The 15,567-nt window shown below is 61.6% G+C and carries 16 protein-coding genes; 9 read left to right on the top strand and 7 right to left on the bottom strand.

All coding sequences use genetic code 11. The annotated features are described in order from the left end of the window. Nucleotides 1-179: 179 nt before the first annotated feature. The 3 genes from uvrD to HX812_RS16510 all read left to right on the top strand — a co-directional run bounded on the left by uvrD (nt 180) and on the right by HX812_RS16510 (nt 4,092). Nucleotides 180-2,363, top strand: a complete 2,184-nt coding sequence (gene uvrD / locus HX812_RS16500) for a DNA helicase II (protein ID WP_038845478.1) — start codon at nt 180-182, stop codon at nt 2,361-2,363. Between the two features lie 312 nt (nt 2,364-2,675). Then, nucleotides 2,676-3,548 (top strand): Tim44 domain-containing protein, encoded by an 873-nt coding sequence (locus tag HX812_RS16505; protein ID WP_038845476.1) that lies wholly within the window; start codon nt 2,676-2,678, stop codon nt 3,546-3,548. 136 nt (nt 3,549-3,684) lie between these two features. Then, entirely contained in the window at nt 3,685-4,092 is a 408-nt protein-coding gene (locus tag HX812_RS16510) for an SMI1/KNR4 family protein (RefSeq protein WP_017739032.1), read from the top strand. Nucleotides 4,093-4,108: 16 nt separating this feature from the next. Here the strand turns inward: HX812_RS16510 and HX812_RS16515 are convergent, their stop codons facing one another. Further along, the gene (locus HX812_RS16515) at nt 4,109-5,872 is read right to left on the bottom strand and encodes a cation:proton antiporter (RefSeq protein ID WP_038845475.1); all 1,764 of its coding nucleotides are present in this window, start codon (nt 5,870-5,872) and stop codon (nt 4,109-4,111) included. Nucleotides 5,873-6,163: 291 nt separating this feature from the next. Between HX812_RS16515 and HX812_RS16520 the strand changes: the two genes are divergently transcribed. Continuing rightward, entirely contained in the window at nt 6,164-6,646 is a 483-nt protein-coding gene (locus HX812_RS16520; RefSeq protein WP_016978672.1) for an acyl-CoA thioesterase, read from the top strand. On the opposite strand, the gene pdxY is transcribed toward HX812_RS16520, so the two are convergent. Next, nucleotides 6,647-7,519 carry a pyridoxal kinase PdxY gene (pdxY, locus tag HX812_RS16525; RefSeq protein ID WP_038845473.1) on the bottom strand — a complete coding sequence of 291 codons (873 nt, stop codon included), beginning with the start codon at nt 7,517-7,519 and terminating at the stop codon, nt 6,647-6,649. A gap of 117 nt (nt 7,520-7,636) precedes the next feature. On the opposite strand from pdxY, the gene HX812_RS16530 reads away from it, so the two are divergent. After that, nucleotides 7,637-8,029 (top strand): DUF3301 domain-containing protein, encoded by a 393-nt coding sequence (locus tag HX812_RS16530; RefSeq protein ID WP_038845459.1) that lies wholly within the window; start codon nt 7,637-7,639, stop codon nt 8,027-8,029. Here the strand turns inward: HX812_RS16530 and HX812_RS16535 are convergent. The 4 genes from HX812_RS16535 to dksA are packed head-to-tail and all read right to left on the bottom strand — an operon-like array spanning nt 8,023 to nt 11,314. Further along, entirely contained in the window at nt 8,023-8,985 is a 963-nt protein-coding gene (locus HX812_RS16535) for a GTP-binding protein (protein ID WP_038845456.1), read from the bottom strand. The two genes, HX812_RS16530 and HX812_RS16535, sit on opposite strands and share 7 nt — an antisense overlap. A 44-nt stretch (nt 8,986-9,029) precedes the next feature. Beyond that, nucleotides 9,030-9,674: a DUF1826 domain-containing protein gene (locus HX812_RS16540; RefSeq protein ID WP_038845454.1), complete on the bottom strand. Its 645-nt coding sequence runs from the start codon at nt 9,672-9,674 to the stop codon at nt 9,030-9,032. Further along, on the bottom strand, nt 9,674-10,882 hold the full coding sequence (gene zigA, locus HX812_RS16545) for a zinc metallochaperone GTPase ZigA (protein ID WP_038845453.1): 1,209 nt from the start codon (nt 10,880-10,882) through the stop codon (nt 9,674-9,676). The genes HX812_RS16540 and zigA overlap by 1 nt, the downstream gene beginning before the upstream one ends. 27 nt (nt 10,883-10,909) lie before the next feature. Next, entirely contained in the window at nt 10,910-11,314 is a 405-nt protein-coding gene (dksA, locus tag HX812_RS16550; protein WP_033897241.1) for an RNA polymerase-binding protein DksA, read from the bottom strand. A 127-nt stretch (nt 11,315-11,441) separates the two neighbouring features. Here dksA and HX812_RS16555 point away from each other — a divergent pair, with 127 nt between their 5' ends. After that, a complete protein-coding gene (locus HX812_RS16555; protein ID WP_016978679.1) occupies nt 11,442-11,810 on the top strand; it encodes a hypothetical protein in 369 nt (122 codons plus the stop codon). On the opposite strand, the gene HX812_RS16560 is transcribed toward HX812_RS16555, so the two are convergent. Further along, a complete protein-coding gene (locus HX812_RS16560; RefSeq protein WP_033897240.1) occupies nt 11,807-13,009 on the bottom strand; it encodes an N-acetylmuramoyl-L-alanine amidase in 1,203 nt (400 codons plus the stop codon). The genes HX812_RS16555 and HX812_RS16560 overlap by 4 nt on opposite strands. A 128-nt stretch (nt 13,010-13,137) precedes the next feature. Between HX812_RS16560 and folE2 the strand changes: the two genes are divergently transcribed. Genes folE2 through HX812_RS16575 form a run of 3 tightly spaced genes read left to right on the top strand, consistent with a single transcriptional unit; the run spans nt 13,138 to nt 15,559 of the window. Then, a complete protein-coding gene (gene folE2 / locus HX812_RS16565) occupies nt 13,138-14,028 on the top strand; it encodes a GTP cyclohydrolase FolE2 (RefSeq protein ID WP_038845451.1) in 891 nt (296 codons plus the stop codon). Continuing rightward, nucleotides 14,025-14,693, top strand: coding sequence for a metal ABC transporter ATP-binding protein (locus HX812_RS16570; RefSeq protein WP_038845448.1), 669 nt, complete (start codon nt 14,025-14,027; stop codon nt 14,691-14,693). Before folE2 ends, HX812_RS16570 begins: the two co-directional genes overlap by 4 nt. Beyond that, nucleotides 14,693-15,559, top strand: a complete 867-nt coding sequence (locus tag HX812_RS16575; RefSeq protein WP_038845446.1) for a metal ABC transporter permease — start codon at nt 14,693-14,695, stop codon at nt 15,557-15,559. Before HX812_RS16570 ends, HX812_RS16575 begins: the two co-directional genes overlap by 1 nt. Nucleotides 15,560-15,567: the final 8 nt, after the last annotated feature.

The following is a 15,567-nucleotide window of genomic DNA, read 5'->3' on the forward strand; positions in this document are numbered from 1 at the left end:
ACTGCTCTGCGTCATAAAAACCGCACGGTCATGCAGCGCAAACTTCCGGGCCAGACGTCTTGAGCGAGACGCTGCGCGGGCTGTGGCCATTGACCGACCGGTCATCACCCTGGCGGTTTTGTGTCGACCACCCGGCATTGGTATTTGCCCCACTCCCCCGGGCACCCTAGAATGCGCCGATGCGCGATGATCTCTCCCTTTTGCTGAACTCCCTCAACGATGCCCAACGCCAGGCCGTAGCAGCCCCCGTTGGCCGTCAGTTGGTCCTGGCCGGTGCTGGCTCCGGTAAAACCCGAGTGCTGGTGCACCGTATCGCCTGGTTGATCCAGGTCGAAAACGCGTCCCCGCATTCCATCCTGTCGGTGACCTTCACCAACAAGGCCGCTGCCGAGATGCGCCACCGCATCGAGCAGTTGATGGGCATCAGCCCGGCCGGCATGTGGGTCGGCACCTTCCACGGCCTGGCGCACCGCCTGTTGCGGGCGCACTGGCAGGAGGCGGGTTTGGCCCAGACCTTCCAGATCCTCGACAGCGATGACCAGCAACGCTTGGTCAAGCGGGTGATACGCGAGCTGGGCCTCGACGAACAACGTTGGCCGGCGCGCCAGGCGCAATGGTTCATCAACGGCCAGAAAGACGAAGGCCTGCGCCCGCAACATATCCAGGCCAGCGGCGATCTGTTCCTGGCGACCATGCGCAGCATCTATGAGGCCTACGAGGCCGCCTGCGCACGCGCCGGGGTCATCGACTTCTCCGAGCTGCTGCTGCGCGCCCTCGACCTGTGGCGCGACAATCCAGGTCTGTTGGCCCATTACCAGAAGCGCTTCCGCCACATCCTGGTGGACGAGTTCCAGGACACCAACGCCGTGCAGTACGCCTGGTTGCGCCTGCTGGCCAAGGGCGGCGACAGCCTGATGGTAGTGGGCGACGACGACCAGTCGATCTACGGCTGGCGTGGCGCGAAAATCGAGAACATCTACCAGTATTCCGAAGATTTCCCGGACGCGGTGACCATCCGCCTGGAACAGAACTACCGCTCCACCGCCGGGATCCTCAAGGCCGCCAACGCCTTGATCGCCAACAACACCGGGCGCCTGGGCAAAGAGCTGTGGACCGACGGCGGCGAAGGCGAGGCGATCAACCTGTACGCCGCGTTCAACGAGCACGATGAAGCACGCTACGTGGTGGAAACCATCGAAAGCGCGCTGAAAACCGGCCTGGCGCGCAGCGACATCGCGATCCTGTACCGCTCCAACGCCCAATCGCGGGTCCTGGAAGAAGCCTTGTTGCGCGAACGCATCCCGTACCGCATCTATGGTGGCCAGCGCTTCTTCGAGCGTGCCGAAATCAAGAACGCCATGGCCTACCTGCGTTTGCTGGAAGGTCGCGGCAACGATGCGGCACTGGAGCGGGTGATCAACATCCCGGCGCGTGGTATCGGCGAGAAAACCGTCGAGGCGATTCGCGACCACGCGCGTCATGCCGATGTGTCGATGTGGGAAGCCATGCGCTTGCTCATCGTCAATAAAGGCCTGACTGGCCGCGCAGCCGGTGCTTTGGGCGTGTTTGTCGAGCTGATCGAGAACCTGGCGGCCAAGTGCGCGGAAATGCCATTGCACCTGATGACCCAGACGGTGATCGAACAGTCCGGGCTGATCGCCTACCATGAGGCGGAAAAAGGCGAGAAAGGCCAGGCCCGGGTAGAAAACCTTGAGGAACTGGTGAGCGCCGCCCGTGCGTTCGAAAACACCGAGGAAGACGAAGAGCTGACCCCGCTGGCCGCGTTCCTCGGCCATGCGTCGCTGGAAGCCGGTGACACCCAGGCGGATGAGCATGAAGACAGCATCCAGCTGATGACCTTGCACAGCGCCAAGGGTCTGGAATTCCCCTACGTGTTCCTGGTGGGCATGGAAGAAGGCCTGTTCCCGCACAAGATGAGCCTGGAAGAACCCGGCCGCCTTGAGGAAGAACGCCGCCTGGCGTACGTGGGCATCACGCGCGCCATGCAGAACCTGGTGATGACCTACGCCGAGACCCGACGCCTGTACGGCAGCGAGACCTACAACAAGGTGTCGCGCTTCGTACGTGAAGTACCGAAGGGCCTGATCCAGGAAGTGCGCTTGTCCAACAGCGTCAGTCGCCCGTTCGGCGGCGGGCAGCAGCAGAACTCCAGCAGTATGTTCGCGGGCTCCGAGATTCCGGAAACTCAGTTCAGCCTTGGCCAGCAGGTCAGGCATTCGGTGTTCGGCGAAGGCGTGATCCTCAACTTCGAAGGCGCTGGTGCACAGGCCCGGGTGCAGGTGAACTTCGCCGAAGGCAGCAAGTGGCTGATGATGGGCTACGCGAAGCTTGAAGCTATTTGACGCCCCCTCCCTGTAGGAGCCCTGCTTCTGTGGCGAGGGAGCTTGCTCCCGCTGGCGTGCGTAGCGCGCCCTTTTTTGGGGCTGCTACGCAGCCCAACGGGAGCAAGCTCCCTCGCCACAGGAAACAATGCGTTACATGAAGGTTGATGGCCCGCCATTGTTTTTCACCCGCTCGGGCCAATATCAGTAATAAGTCCTACAGACCATTCTGAATCGGTCCTACGCAAAAGCCCGAAACATTATGTCGCTAGCCACTGCCTCTACACCTGTGCAACATGGCGCGCGTGCAATCCACAAATGGGAATTCCCTTTATGAAACGTTTTCTTAGCATCGCCATGGCGTTGTGCATCGGCCTGACGATGAGCATCGACGCCAACGCCAAACGCTTCGGTGGCGGCAAAAGTTCCGGTGCAGCACCGACTCACCAGACCAGCCAAATGGCTCCATCCGCCGGTGGCATGGGCGGTGCAGCCGCGACCGCAGGCGCAGCCGGTGCTGCTGGCGCCGCTGCCAAGGCCGGCGGTGCTTCGCGCTGGTTGGGCCCTCTGGCCGGTATCGCTGCCGGTGGCCTGCTCGCTTCCATGTTCATGGGCGGCGGCTTCCAAGGCATGCAGATCTTCGACATGCTGATCCTGGCGGTCATCGCCTTTGTGATCTTCCGCTTTATCGCCGCCCGTCGCCGCAAGCAGCAGGAGCACCTGGCTCCAGCCGGCGCGCCGATGCAGCGTGAAGTGTTCGAGCAAAAACCTGCCATGGGTTCGATCTTCGGCGGTTCGGCAGCCCCTGCTGCAGCCCGCCCGGTGATCAACGCGCCGGCCTGGTTCAACGAAGAGCGTTTCATCGAAGCGGCTCGCAGCCACTTCCAGTCCCTGCAGCAGCACTGGGACGCCAACGAAATGGACAAGATCGCCGAGTTCGTGACCCCGCAACTGCTGGAGTTCCTCAAGCGCGAACGCGCCGAGATTGGCGATGCATTCCAGTCGACTTACATCGACGACCTGCGCGTGCAGTTGGACGGTGTTGATGATCGCGCCGACAAGACCATCGCCACCCTGACCTTCAGCGGTGTGTCGAAGACCTCGCGTTTCGACCAGGGCGAAGTGTTCAGCGAAAGCTGGAACATGGAACGTCCACAAGGCGACAACCAGCCTTGGCTGGTCGCCGGTATCCGCCAGAACGGCTGATCCCTGCACGCTTGAGCAAGCAGTTACAAAAAACCCCGGACTTGTCCGGGGTTTTCTATTTCACGGTTGCACTTATAGCGAGCTACTGTATAAAACGCCCCTATAAACCGCGCCATCTAGCAAGAGGATCCCGGCCGTGGAAGAAATCATCGAACAATTGCGTGAAGCCAACGAACCGGTCCCGGTTCCTTTGGAGCTGCCTGACGAAGACCAACTGGTGGAAATCGAGGAACAACTGTTCATCGATATCCCGTTTGTCTTCCGTGAATTTTTGCTGACCGTCAGCGACGTGGTGTATGGCAGCCTGGAGCCGGTGACCGTCACCGACCCTCAGTCCCATACCTACTTGCCCGACGTGGCTGCCAATGCCTGGGATGCCGGTGTTGATCGCAGCATGATCCCGATCTGCCAGGACGGTGACGACTACTACTGCGTTGAGGAAGACGGCACTGTGGTGCTGTGGTCTGGCGAAGAAGAACTCGTTACCGAAGAAACCTGGGAATCGGTGTGGCACTGGGCGCGGGACGTCTGGCTGGAAAGCTGAGCCCACACCCAGGCGCTTAGTGCTCGGGCGTATCCTTGTGGTTATCCAGCGTCTCCAGCAAGGCGACCTGCATCCGCGTATGCACGCGGATGAACCACCGCCAGAGCACGGCCGCCACCGCCGCCGTGACCACAGCGATCAGCACCAGCAACTTGTTGGTCGGCAGAATACTGGCCGACAAGGCTGCCAATAGCAGGAAGATCACCAGCAGCGACAGGATCGGGATCAGCTCCGCAATCACCCGCCGTACGCGCTGGGTATGCCGCCCGGCCATTTCGGGCTTCACGCTCATCTCCGCCAACAGCATCGACAGCGCCTTGAGCTTGCGATACGCCGCAATCAGGAAGGGCAGCGACAGCAACAACGCCCCGCCCCAGATCAATGCCTTCTGCCAGCTCGGATCGCTGATCCAGCCTTCCAGATACCCACCAATACGCGCCGCGAAAAAGCTGCCGGCGAAGAAGATCGCCACCACTAGCGCCAGGTTCACCCCGACTTGCAGGATGATCTTGCGGATCATCGACGCCAGCATTGCGCCTTCACCTTGAGGCTGGATACTGCGCAGCCATTCGCCGTACATGCCGAACACCCGGCTCATTCGCTTGGGCATGACCGCTGCAATCTTCAAGGACAATGGGTCGGCACCGCGAATCAGATAGGGCGTGAGCAGTGTGGTAATGGCTGAAACCGCCACGGCGACGGGGTAGAGGAAATCACTGGTCACCTGCAACGTCATCCCCAACGCCGCGATGATGAAGGAAAATTCGCCAATCTGTGACAGCCCCATGCCCACGCGCAGTGAGGTACGGCCGTCATTGCCGGCGATAAACGCCCCCAAGCCACAGGACAGCATCTTGCCCAACACCACCGCCACGGTGATCACCGCAATCGGCCACGCGTATTGCAGCAGGATCTGCGGGTCGATCATCAAGCCGATAGCCACGAAGAAGATGGCGCTGAACATGTCGCGAACCGGCTCGATCAGGCGCTCGATCTTAATCAACTGACGGGATTCGGCCATGATCGCGCCGATCAGGAACGCGCCCAGCACCATGCTGTACTCCAGCTTGACCACCAGCAGGCAGAAACCGAAACACAGGCCCAGTACGGTGATCAGCAGCATCTCGTTGCTTTCGAACTTGGCCACATAGGCCAGCAAACGTGGCACCAGCAAAATGCCGATGACCAGCGCGACGATCATGAACAACGACAGCTTGCCGACCGTGGAAAACACCTCGCCGGAGCTGACCGTGCCACTGACGGCAATGCTCGACAGCAAGGCGATGATGCCGATGCCGAGGATGTCCTCGACAATCAGCACGCCGAAAATCAGCTGGGCGAAGCGCTGGTTCTTCATCTTCAGGTCATTGAGCGCCTTGACGATGATGGTGGTGGAGGAAATCGCCAGGATCGCGCCGAGGAACAGCGAGTCCATGGTGTTCCAGTCGAACCAGCGGCCGATCTCGTAGCCGATCCAGATCATCAGGATGATTTCCAGGAAGGCCGCGATGAACGCTGTGGCGCCGACCTTGAACAGCTTGCGCAGGCTGAACTCCAGGCCCAGGCAGAACATCAGGAAGATCACCCCCAGCTCGGCGAGGGTCTTGATGGTGTCTTCGTCGTGGATCAGGCCGAACGGCGGGGTGTGCGGGCCGATAATGAACCCGGCGACGATGTAGCCCAGCACCACCGGCTGCTTGAGGCGGTGAAACAGGATGGTGACAACCCCTGCCACCAGCATGATCACGGCCAAGTCCTGGATAAAGCTGATGGCGTGCATGGCGAGGGGCTCCTTGAGGGTACTGGCGCTTTTCCCACTTCCGCCCGCGCCTTTGAAATGTCGCAAAGGGCGAAAGGAAAAGTCTGCCTGGATCGTAAGAAATGCCCTGAGATGGGCTTTTGAAGGTTAACACCGCGACTTCCGGCAGAAAGCCGGTGCAATATATGGAAACAGATCGGTACACGCGTGACGGCAAGCCGACCACCGGCGTCCCGTTAAGGAAGGCGCAGCAAAGATTCCAGCACCCGCAGAGGTGCCCCCCAACCAATGCCTACAACCCGTGAGTGTGCTATGGAACCCGGAAACGCCCAGCTGTCGATGACGGTATTGATGACCCCCGATATGGCCAACTTCTCAGGCAATGTCCACGGCGGCACCCTGCTCAAGTACCTCGACGAAGTGGCCTACGCCTGCGCAAGCCGTTATGCCGGCCGTTATGTCGTGACGCTGTCGGTGGACCAGGTGATTTTCCGCGAGCCGATTCATGTCGGCGAGCTGGTGACCTTCCTCGCGTCGGTCAACTACACCGGCAACACCTCGATGGAGGTGGGCATCAAGGTGGTGACCGAGAACATCCGCGAACGCTCGGTGCGCCACACCAACAGCTGCTTCTTCACCATGGTGGCCGTGGACGACCAGCGCAAACCGGCCGCCGTGCCGCCGCTGCAGCCGCAAAACAGCGAAGACAAGCGCCGGTTCGTGCAGGCACAGCAGCGCCGGCAGATCCGTCAGGAGCTGGAAAAGCGCTATCAGGAAATCAAAGCCGACGCGTAATCACAGGCCGATCGGCGTCGCCTCGAACCGCACGCGGGGATGGGCGATACGGTCCTGAGCACGCACCAGCTCCAGTTCATAACTGGCGCAGGCCTGGGTTTCCAGCAGCACTTCATGCACGGCTGCGGCAGTGAACTCGAACGCTGCCAACAGGCTGTCGCCCAACAGCACCCGCGCCAGGAACAGCCCCGAGGTCAGGTCGCCCACGCCCACGGGCTGACGTGGAAACGCCAGCAGTGGCCGGCGCAGGTGCCAGCTGCCCTCGGCGGTCACCAGCAGCATCTCGAAACCGTCCGGCAGCTTGCCGGGGTAATCCAGGTGCTTGACCAACACCGCCTTCGGCCCGCGTGCCAGCAACGCCTTGGCCATGGCCAGGCAGTCGAATAGCGATTGCGGCTTGCGCCCGGCAAAGCTGTCCAGTTCCAGCTGGTTGGGACACAGGAAGTCAGCCATGGCCGCGGCTTCGTCCAGCAGGAAATCGCTGACTTCCTGGGGCACGATGCAGCCCTTTTCCGGATGGCCCATCACCGGGTCGCACAAATACAGGGCCTTGGGGTTGATGGCCTTGATGCGCGCCACACCGCTGAGAATCGCCCGCCCCTGGTCCGCACTGCCCAGGTAGCCGGACAGCACGGCGTCGCAGTTGCCCAGCTCGCCGATCGCGGCGATGCCTTCCACCAGCGCCGGAATTTGCTGCGGCGCCAACACTTCGCCCGCCCATTGGCCATACTGGGTGTGGTTGGAGAACTGCACCGTGTTCAACGGCCAGACGTTCACCCCGACGCGCTGCATGGGGAATACGGCGGCGCTGTTTCCGGCGTGGCCAAAGACCACATGAGACTGGATCGCAAGCAGATGAGGTGTGCGTTTCATGCGCGGGATTTCCGTAAAGCCATTGAAATTCTGGCCGCGCAGTATGCGACTAAACGCAGCCTGTACGACAGACCGGCGACACAGTTAAGCTGCTCTCACTTTGTTGGAGTCTTTCGCATGCTGACCCTGGGAAACATCTTCGTGTTGATGCTGCTGGCGACCGGTGCCGCCTGGGTGTGGCACAACCACGGCCTGCGCGAGCGGGCGCTGGAGCGGGTCAAGCAGCATTGCGCCAAGCTCGACATCGAACTGCTGGACGGCGCGGTGGCGCTCAAGCGTATCGGGTTTGTGAAGGATGCCAACGGTCGGCGGCGCTTGGCGCGTATCTACAACTTTGAATTTACCGTGACCGGCGAAACCCGCCATCCGGGAACCATCACCCAATTCGGCACCCACAGTGCGCAGATCGAACTGGCGCCCTACCCGTTCGAGATCAAGACGCCGCTGCCCAGCGCCGAAGTGATCGAGCTGAGCCAGTGGCGCCAGGACCACGCCAAGAACCGTCAGTAGCGACAGGCCTTTAGTGCGGCCTGCAAGGCGGCCACGTCCTGTGGCTCGCTGAAAATCAATTCGATACGTGAATCGCGGCGCCATTCGCTGGCCTGCCAAGCCAGCGCGCTGTTATCCACCGCGTTGGTCGAAACCCACCCTTCGGCGCTGTGGATAACCAGTTTGGCGCGGCGCCATTCAAGGCTCGTCAGCCACTGGTCGACGCGGCGCGTATCGAACTGCTGGCTCGGGTGCCAGCGCCATCCGATGCTCCAACCACCTTCTTGGGTCTGACTCAGACAGATCGGTTGAGCCGGATCGCTCCACAACGCCGGCATTTGCGCGAGGCCTTCGGGCAGTTCGATGTTATCCACAGCGGCTGAAGCGTGCGCGTTCAGGCCAGGTAATTGTTGCAAGGGCAATTGCGCCTGGCGGGTCCAGTAGAGCGGGCATTCGGGCAACTGCCGTTCGATTGCTCGGCGCTGCCCGGCGTCCAACCCTTCATCTTTGTTCAACACCAGCAACCCGGCACTCGTCAGAGCCTCTTGCTGCGCTGGCGGCAATGGTTTTCCTGCTGCCAGTGCCTGGGCATCCAGCACCAGCACACAGGGCTGGACGGCCAGCACGCCCTGCCATGGTGCCTGCCGCAACTGCTTGAGCAACTGCGCCGGATGGCCCAGGCCCGACGGTTCGATGAACAGCCGGTCGGGCTTGGCCTTACGCAACAGACGACCCAGTCCTACCTGGAACGGTGCACCATTCACACAACACAGACAGCCCCCGGCGACTTCGCCCAGGGCAATGCCGTCGTCATCCTGGGTGAGCAAGGCGGCGTCCAGGCCGATCTGCCCGAACTCGTTGATCAGCACGGCCCAGCGCTCGTTGGCCGGGCGCTGGGCGAGCAGGTGCTGGATAAGGCTGGTCTTGCCGGCGCCCAAGGGCCCGGCAATCACGTGGGTGGGAATGTTCTGCAGCATGAGGGGCATCGTTCGGACCGTGTAGAGCGTTTGATCCTACGCGGTTATGCGAGCCAATCCAGTGTCAGGATCAATCGGCGCTCATCTGTCTTGAGTGCCGGGGAACGGTGGATCAAACCGTGATTCTCATTACCATGCCATTTGGTGCCCTTGAGCAGGGCGACTTCGCCGCAGTGAATCTGTTCGACACGCTCGGTGGCCTCGGCCTCCGGCTGGCTCAGCCTGTGCCGGTCCATCACGCCTTCGCGCAACCACTGGCTGCCGACCCCCGCATAGGTGGTGATCAGCCGCACTGGCACATGGTCGACGTGAAAACGTGGGCACATCGCCTTATCCAGCAACCGCAAACGCACGCCAATACGCTTGGCGCCCAGCAGGCAGGCGAATGCGCTGACCAGCCACGACACATCCGCGATAAAGCCTTCGTAGCCTTCCAGATCACGGCAGCTGGACGCCAATCCCTGCAAGTTCGGCTCGGCGTCTTCGTTGTTGAGCTCGATCACCATGGCATCGGCCAACGGCTCGTTGAGCGCCACCAGCAAGGCGCCGAACTCGGCGATGTGCAACGGCAACTGCCGCTCCCACACGGCCAGGTTGACGCCATCTTCCAGGATGTCGGACAGCGCCAGCGGGGTTTCGCCACGAGTCTGGCGAATCACGGGACGCAGGGGAATCACCGGGGCCAGCATCAGGCGTCTGCCTCCTCATACCAAGGGCCAAAGGGATCGGCCAGCAGGCGCCAACCGTCGACGCCCTGGGCCATTTCTTCATCGTTGAGCAGGCACGCGTCCAGCTCGGCACGCAGCAGGGTGAAGTCAATGTTCTGCCCGATAAACACCAGTTCCTGGCGGCAATCACCGGTGCTCAGTTGCCAGTTGCCCATGATCGCCGCGATGCTTTCTTCGTCCTGAGGCCACTGGCTTTTTGGCACAAAGCGCCACCAGCGCCCGGCAAAACCATGGCGCATCAAACCGCCGGCCTGGGACCAACTGCCCGCATCCTGGTGTTTGCTGGCCAGCCAGAAAAAACCTTTGGAGCGCAGCAGTTTGCCGTTGACCCACGGGCGGTCGATGAAGTCGAAGAAACGCTGGGGATGGAAGGGACGGCGCGCACGGTAAGCGGTGGAAGCAATACCGTATTCCTCGGTTTCCGGCACGTGTTCACCGCGCAGTTCCTGCAGCCAGCCTGGGGCTTGGGCGGCGCGTTCAAAGTCGAAACGGCCGGTATTGAGGATCTTGTTCAGCGGCACTTCGCCCATGACCATCGGGATGATTTCCGCCTGGGCATTGAGGCGCTCAAGGATCGCCATCAACTCTTCGCGTTCGCGGCTGCTGATCAGGTCGATCTTGCTGATGAGGATCACGTCGGCAAATTCGATCTGCTCGATCAGCAGGTCGGTGATGGAGCGCTCGTCTTCTTCACCGAGGGTTTCACCCCGCGACGCCAGGCTTTCGGCCGCCTGGTAGTCGAGCAGGAAGTTCATGCCGTCGACCACGGTGACCATGGTGTCCAGGCGCGCGATGTCGGCCAGGCTTTGCTCGTTTTCGTCGCGGAAGGTGAAGGTTTCGGCCACAGGCAAGGGTTCGGAGATGCCGGTGGACTCGATCAGCAGGTAATCGAAACGACCTTCCTTGGCCAGTTTTCCCACTTCCAGCAGCAGGTCTTCGCGCAAAGTGCAGCAGATGCAGCCGTTGCTCATCTCCACCAGTTTTTCTTCGGCGCGGTTGAGCGTGACGTCGCGCTGGACTTCACTGCCGTCGATGTTGATTTCGCTCATGTCGTTGACGATCACCGCCACCCGCAGGTTTTCGCGGTTGCGCAGGACGTAGTTGAGCAGCGTGCTTTTACCGGCGCCGAGAAAGCCGGACAACACAGTAACGGGGAGACGATTGGGCATCAGGTATTCCTCATCAGGGTTGGCCGGTCAAATCGCCCGTTTATGGCGTTCGCGCAGCTCTTCACGTTCTTTGGCTTCGATACACAGGGTGGCGGTAGGACGCAGCAACAAGCGCTGTAGGCCGATGGGCTCGCCGGTTTCGCGGCACCAGCCGTATTCGCCGCGCGCCAGCAAGTCGAGGGCATCGTCGATCTTGTCCAACAGCTTCTTTTCCCGCTCCAGCAGGCGCAGTTGCCATTGGCGCTGTTCTTCGGCGCTGCCGACATCGGCAGGGTCGCTGTTGGTTTCCTGCTCGCGCAGTACCAGGAACTCGGCGTCGATGCGGGCTTGCAGCTCATTGCGCTGGGCCAGCAGCAACTCACGGAAGAACCCTTGCTGGGCTTCATTCATGTAGTCGGCGCAAGGCTGGGCAAGGAGGTCTTGTTCGGTCATGGGGAGCGGTTCACGGATCAGGCTGTGCTTTAATGTTATAGTATAACAATGCAAATAAGCCAATCCCCTCTTGCTCGCCACGACGAAGGGCGCAATGCTTGAACACTCCCCAGCCTTGAGAAACCCGATGAGATACCTGGTGTGCGCCCTGTTATTGGTTGCCGTGGGACCTGCGTGCGCCCAGGCGCCAAGCCTGCTGGCCAACTGCACGCGCAGCGCCAATCTGCTCGCTTGCGTTGACCCCTCAGGCAACGCCTACAGCGTGGCGACGGTCGGCAGCACCACGTATTTGCGCGGGTACGAGGTGATCGGCAAACGCTATTGGGCACAAACCAACAGCCGCTACGGGCAGCTGACGTTCTTTACCGGGTTGGCGTCGGACGGTGAGGCGTGGGTCGGCTACACGCGGCGCGTGGGCTGGACCACCCTCAACCGGTTTTCCAGTTCGGGTGGCGCCAGCGCCAAATTCACCTGTAGCCGTATAACCGGCTGTTAAACCTGACCGTTCTTCTGTTCCTGCACCCACGCCATGTAACTGTTCATGGGTGGGTTCTTCTGGAAGTATTTTTTCAGGCCTTCGAACAGACCGTCGGCAACCGCCTGTTGATGCCGCGCAGTGACCAGCCGCGCACTGTCCCGTGCGTTGGAAATAAACCCGGTTTCCACCAGGATCGACGGCACGTCCGGTGACTTGAGCACCGCAAATCCGGCTTGTTCCACGCGCTTCTGATGCAGGCTGGTGATGCCTTCCAGGCTGCCCAGGATCGAGCTGCCCAGTTGCAGGCTGGACGCGATGGTGGCGTTCATCGACATATCCAGGATTACCCCGGCGAGCATCGGGTCCTTGTCTTTCAGATTGAGCAGGCTGGTGGCGCCGAGCAGATCGGCGCCGTTTTCCCGTTGCGCCATGAATCGCGCCGTGGCGGAAGTGGCGCCGCCTTCGGACAGGGCATACACCGAGGCGCCCGAAGCGGTGATGCGTGGCGCCGCGTCCGCATGCACCGAGATAAACATGTCGGCATTGTGCTTGTGGGCGATTTCCACGCGCTTGCGCAGCGGCACGAAGAAATCGTCGTTGCGCACCAACTTCACGTCGAAGCCTTTCTCGCGTTTCAAGCGTTTAGCCAGCAGTTGGGCAATGGACAGCACCACATCTTTTTCGCGCTGGCCTTTGGAACCGACAGCGCCTGGATCCTTGCCGCCATGGCCGGGGTCGACCACCACAATGATGTCGCGCTTGGGGTGAGCCTTGTCCACCAGTGGCTTTGGCTCGGCCGCAATCTGGCGAGGCGCCTGGGTGGCGCTGGTCAGGTCCAGTACCAGTCGATGGCCTTGGCCATCCTGGGGCGGCAATAGAAAGCTGTTGAGCTGCATCGGTGCGGCCAGGTCCAGCACGATGCGCGTGTCGCCTTTGCCGAAATGCCCGGAACGAATCGAGGTGATCCCGCTGTTCTTCAGCGCCAACTGAGAGAAATCACCACTGAGCCCGGCGCCGCTCAAGTCGATGATCAAGCGCTCCGGCGCGCTCAAGGTGAAGGTCTTGTATTGCACCGGACCGCTGAGGTCGAACACCAGGCGCAGCTTGTCGTCCGAGCGCCACAGGCGGGCGTTGCTGATCTGCGTGGCGTGGGCGGCAAACGGCAAGGTGAACAGCGGGCTGGCCAGAAGCAGGTTTAGGAGCTGACGTCTGTGCATGAAAAATACCGCAAATAAAGGAGCGTCCCTACTCGACATGACTGAAAAAAGGCTGGAGCAGAAAAATCATCGTCGACTCAATAGTTATAATATAACATGTCTTTTTATTTCCAACGATGGACCTGCTCATGAATGCGCTGACTCTGCCGGATATCGCCGCGCAGGCTTCACGCCAAGCCTTGCCACTCGACTGGGTGGGCATGTGCGGCATCGCCCTACCCATCCTCATCGACGGCCGGCGCCTGACCGCCACCGCCGATGCCGGCGTGAGCCTGGACGATGGCGCCGCCCGTGGCATTCATATGTCACGCCTGTACCTGGCCCTGGAGATGCTCGACCAGCAACCGCTTACGCCCGCACTTCTGCGTAATGTACTGCAGCGTTTTCTCGACAGTCATGAAGGTTTATCTAATAACGCCTACCTGCGTATCCACACCGATTTGCTGCTCAAACGCCCGGCGCTGGTCAGCCCGCTGGCCGGTTGGAAAGGCTACCCGGTGAGCATCGAAGCGCGTCTGGAAAACCAGATGTTCCACGTGGAACTAAAAATTGACGTTACTTACTCCTCGACCTGTCCCTGCTCCGCTGCCCTCGCCAGGCAGTTGATTCAGCAACAATTTCTCGACGACTTCGCCAACACCCCGCTGCAGCATGAAGACGTATTGACCTGGCTCGGCAGCGCCAACGGCATCGTCGCCACGCCTCACAGCCAGCGCAGCAGTGCGCAATTGCATGTCGAGCTGCAAGGCGAGCAACTGCCACTGACAGACTTAATCGACACCGTCGAAGCCGCCCTCGGCACCGCCGTACAAACCGCCGTAAAACGGGCGGACGAACAAGCCTTCGCCCTGGCCAACGGGCAGAACCTGATGTTCTGCGAAGACGCCGCCCGCCGCCTGAACCTCGCCTTGAAACGCTCGGATGCCGTCAAAGCCTTCCACCTGAAAGTGGTCCATGCCGAAAGCCTGCACGCGCACGATGCCGTGGCTGAAAGCCGCTGGACGAGACACCCTGCATGATCACCTGCACCGCTTTACGCTGGGGCGCACCCGGCCAGCCGCTGACGCCCGCCATCGACCTCACCCTGGAAAAAGGCAGCCTCACCGGCATCATCGGCGCCAACGGCACCGGTAAAAGCAGCCTGCTTAAAGTCATCGCCGGCCTGCAGAAACCCCTGGCGGGTAAAGTCACGGTGGATGTTCCACGCCGTGGCGGGCTGTCGTTTCTGCCCCAGCAGCAACACCTGGACCGCCAGTTTCCCATCAGCCTGCAAGAGCTGGTCGCCGCCGGTTTCTGGGGTACGCAACTGTCCCCGCAAGCGCGCAGTCAGCGGCTTGAAGCAGTACTGGAAGACTGGTGCCTCAGCGGCCTTGAGCATCGCCCGTTGATGGCACTGTCCGGTGGCGAGCTGCAACGCGCCCTGCTCGCCCGCATGAGCCTGGCCGAAGCGCCGGTGCTGCTGCTTGACGAGCCCCACGCCGCCCTCGATGAAGAAGGCCAGGCGCTGTGCTGGAAACACATCCACGCCTGGCATGAGCAAGGCCGCACGCTGATCGTGGTCTGCCATGACCTCGCCTCCGTGCGCCACCACACCCAACAGGTGGTGCAGATCAAAAGCACCGGCTGCGTGTTCGGCCCGAGCAAAGAGCTGATCCGCCCGCAGCCACAGATGCAGGTGGCCTGATGCATTTCGCCGCCCACCTGTGGATGCCCTTCGTCGACTTCGTCTTTATGCGCCGCGCCCTCATCGGCGGATTGGTGCTCGCCTGCAGCACCGCGCCGCTGGGCGTGTTCCTGATCCTGCGGCGCATGAGCCTGATCGGTGACGCTGTCGCCCACGGCATCCTGCCCGGCGCAGCCCTTGGCTTCTGGTTCGCCGGCCTCAGCCTGCCCGCCCTGACCATCGGCGGCCTCGGCGCGGGCCTGAGCATGGCTGGCCTGTCCGCCTGGATCACCCGCCGCACCGGCCTGCGCGAAGACGCCAGCCTCGCCGCCATCTACCCCATCTCCCTGGCCGCGGGAGTGCTGATCCTCGGCATCGCCGGCAAACGCCTCGACCTGCTGCACCTGCTGTTTGGCTCCGCCCTGGCGGTGGACGAAACCACCCTCACCGGCATGCTGTGGGTGTCCAGCTTCAGCCTGATTGCCATGGCCGTGATCTACAAACCGCTGCTGCTGGACACCCTCGACCCGTTGTTCCTGCAAACCGTCAGCCGTCTCGGCCCGCTGGCCCACGGCTTGTTTCTGACCTTGGTGGTGCTGAACCTGGTCATTGGCTTCCAGGCCATCGGCGCCTTGATGGTGGTGGGCCTGATGATGTTGCCGGCCATCGCTTCACGTTTCTGGAGCCGGCGCCTGCCGGTGTTGATCGCGGTATCGGCAGTGCTGGGATGCCTGTCGGTGTGGCTGGGTTTGTTGCTGTCGTTCTACTACTCGTTGCCCAGCGGCCCGGCCATCGTGCTGGTGGCGGGCGCCGGGTATCTGCTGTCCGTGGTCTTTGGTCCGGTGCACGGCTTGCTGCGCCGCCCGCCTTTGCTGTCATCCCAATGAGGTGTTTC

This window comes from Pseudomonas sp. IPO3749 (assembly GCF_013386605.1).
Lineage (GTDB): Bacteria > Pseudomonadota > Gammaproteobacteria > Pseudomonadales > Pseudomonadaceae > Aquipseudomonas > Aquipseudomonas azotoformans_A.

Excerpts from the sequence above, each read along its gene's own strand:
- zigA (WP_038845453.1), bottom strand. The coding sequence starts at position 10,882 with ATGCCCAATCGTCTCCCCGTTACTGTGTTGTCCGGCTTTCTCGGCGCC.
- HX812_RS16575 (WP_038845446.1), top strand. The coding sequence starts at position 14,693 with ATGCATTTCGCCGCCCACCTGTGGATGCCCTTCGTCGACTTCGTCTTT.
- HX812_RS16530 (WP_038845459.1), top strand. The coding sequence starts at position 7,637 with ATGCTGACCCTGGGAAACATCTTCGTGTTGATGCTGCTGGCGACCGGT.
- HX812_RS16535 (WP_038845456.1), bottom strand. The coding sequence starts at position 8,985 with ATGCTGCAGAACATTCCCACCCACGTGATTGCCGGGCCCTTGGGCGCC.
- HX812_RS16540 (WP_038845454.1), bottom strand. The coding sequence starts at position 9,674 with ATGCTGGCCCCGGTGATTCCCCTGCGTCCCGTGATTCGCCAGACTCGT.
- HX812_RS16520 (WP_016978672.1), top strand. The coding sequence starts at position 6,164 with ATGGAACCCGGAAACGCCCAGCTGTCGATGACGGTATTGATGACCCCC.
- folE2 (WP_038845451.1), top strand. The coding sequence starts at position 13,138 with ATGAATGCGCTGACTCTGCCGGATATCGCCGCGCAGGCTTCACGCCAA.
- pdxY (WP_038845473.1), bottom strand. The coding sequence starts at position 7,519 with ATGAAACGCACACCTCATCTGCTTGCGATCCAGTCTCATGTGGTCTTT.
- uvrD (WP_038845478.1), top strand. The coding sequence starts at position 180 with ATGCGCGATGATCTCTCCCTTTTGCTGAACTCCCTCAACGATGCCCAA.
- dksA (WP_033897241.1), bottom strand. The coding sequence starts at position 11,314 with ATGACCGAACAAGACCTCCTTGCCCAGCCTTGCGCCGACTACATGAAT.
- HX812_RS16555 (WP_016978679.1), top strand. The coding sequence starts at position 11,442 with ATGAGATACCTGGTGTGCGCCCTGTTATTGGTTGCCGTGGGACCTGCG.
- HX812_RS16505 (WP_038845476.1), top strand. The coding sequence starts at position 2,676 with ATGAAACGTTTTCTTAGCATCGCCATGGCGTTGTGCATCGGCCTGACG.
- HX812_RS16515 (WP_038845475.1), bottom strand. The coding sequence starts at position 5,872 with ATGCACGCCATCAGCTTTATCCAGGACTTGGCCGTGATCATGCTGGTG.
- HX812_RS16570 (WP_038845448.1), top strand. The coding sequence starts at position 14,025 with ATGATCACCTGCACCGCTTTACGCTGGGGCGCACCCGGCCAGCCGCTG.
- HX812_RS16560 (WP_033897240.1), bottom strand. The coding sequence starts at position 13,009 with ATGCACAGACGTCAGCTCCTAAACCTGCTTCTGGCCAGCCCGCTGTTC.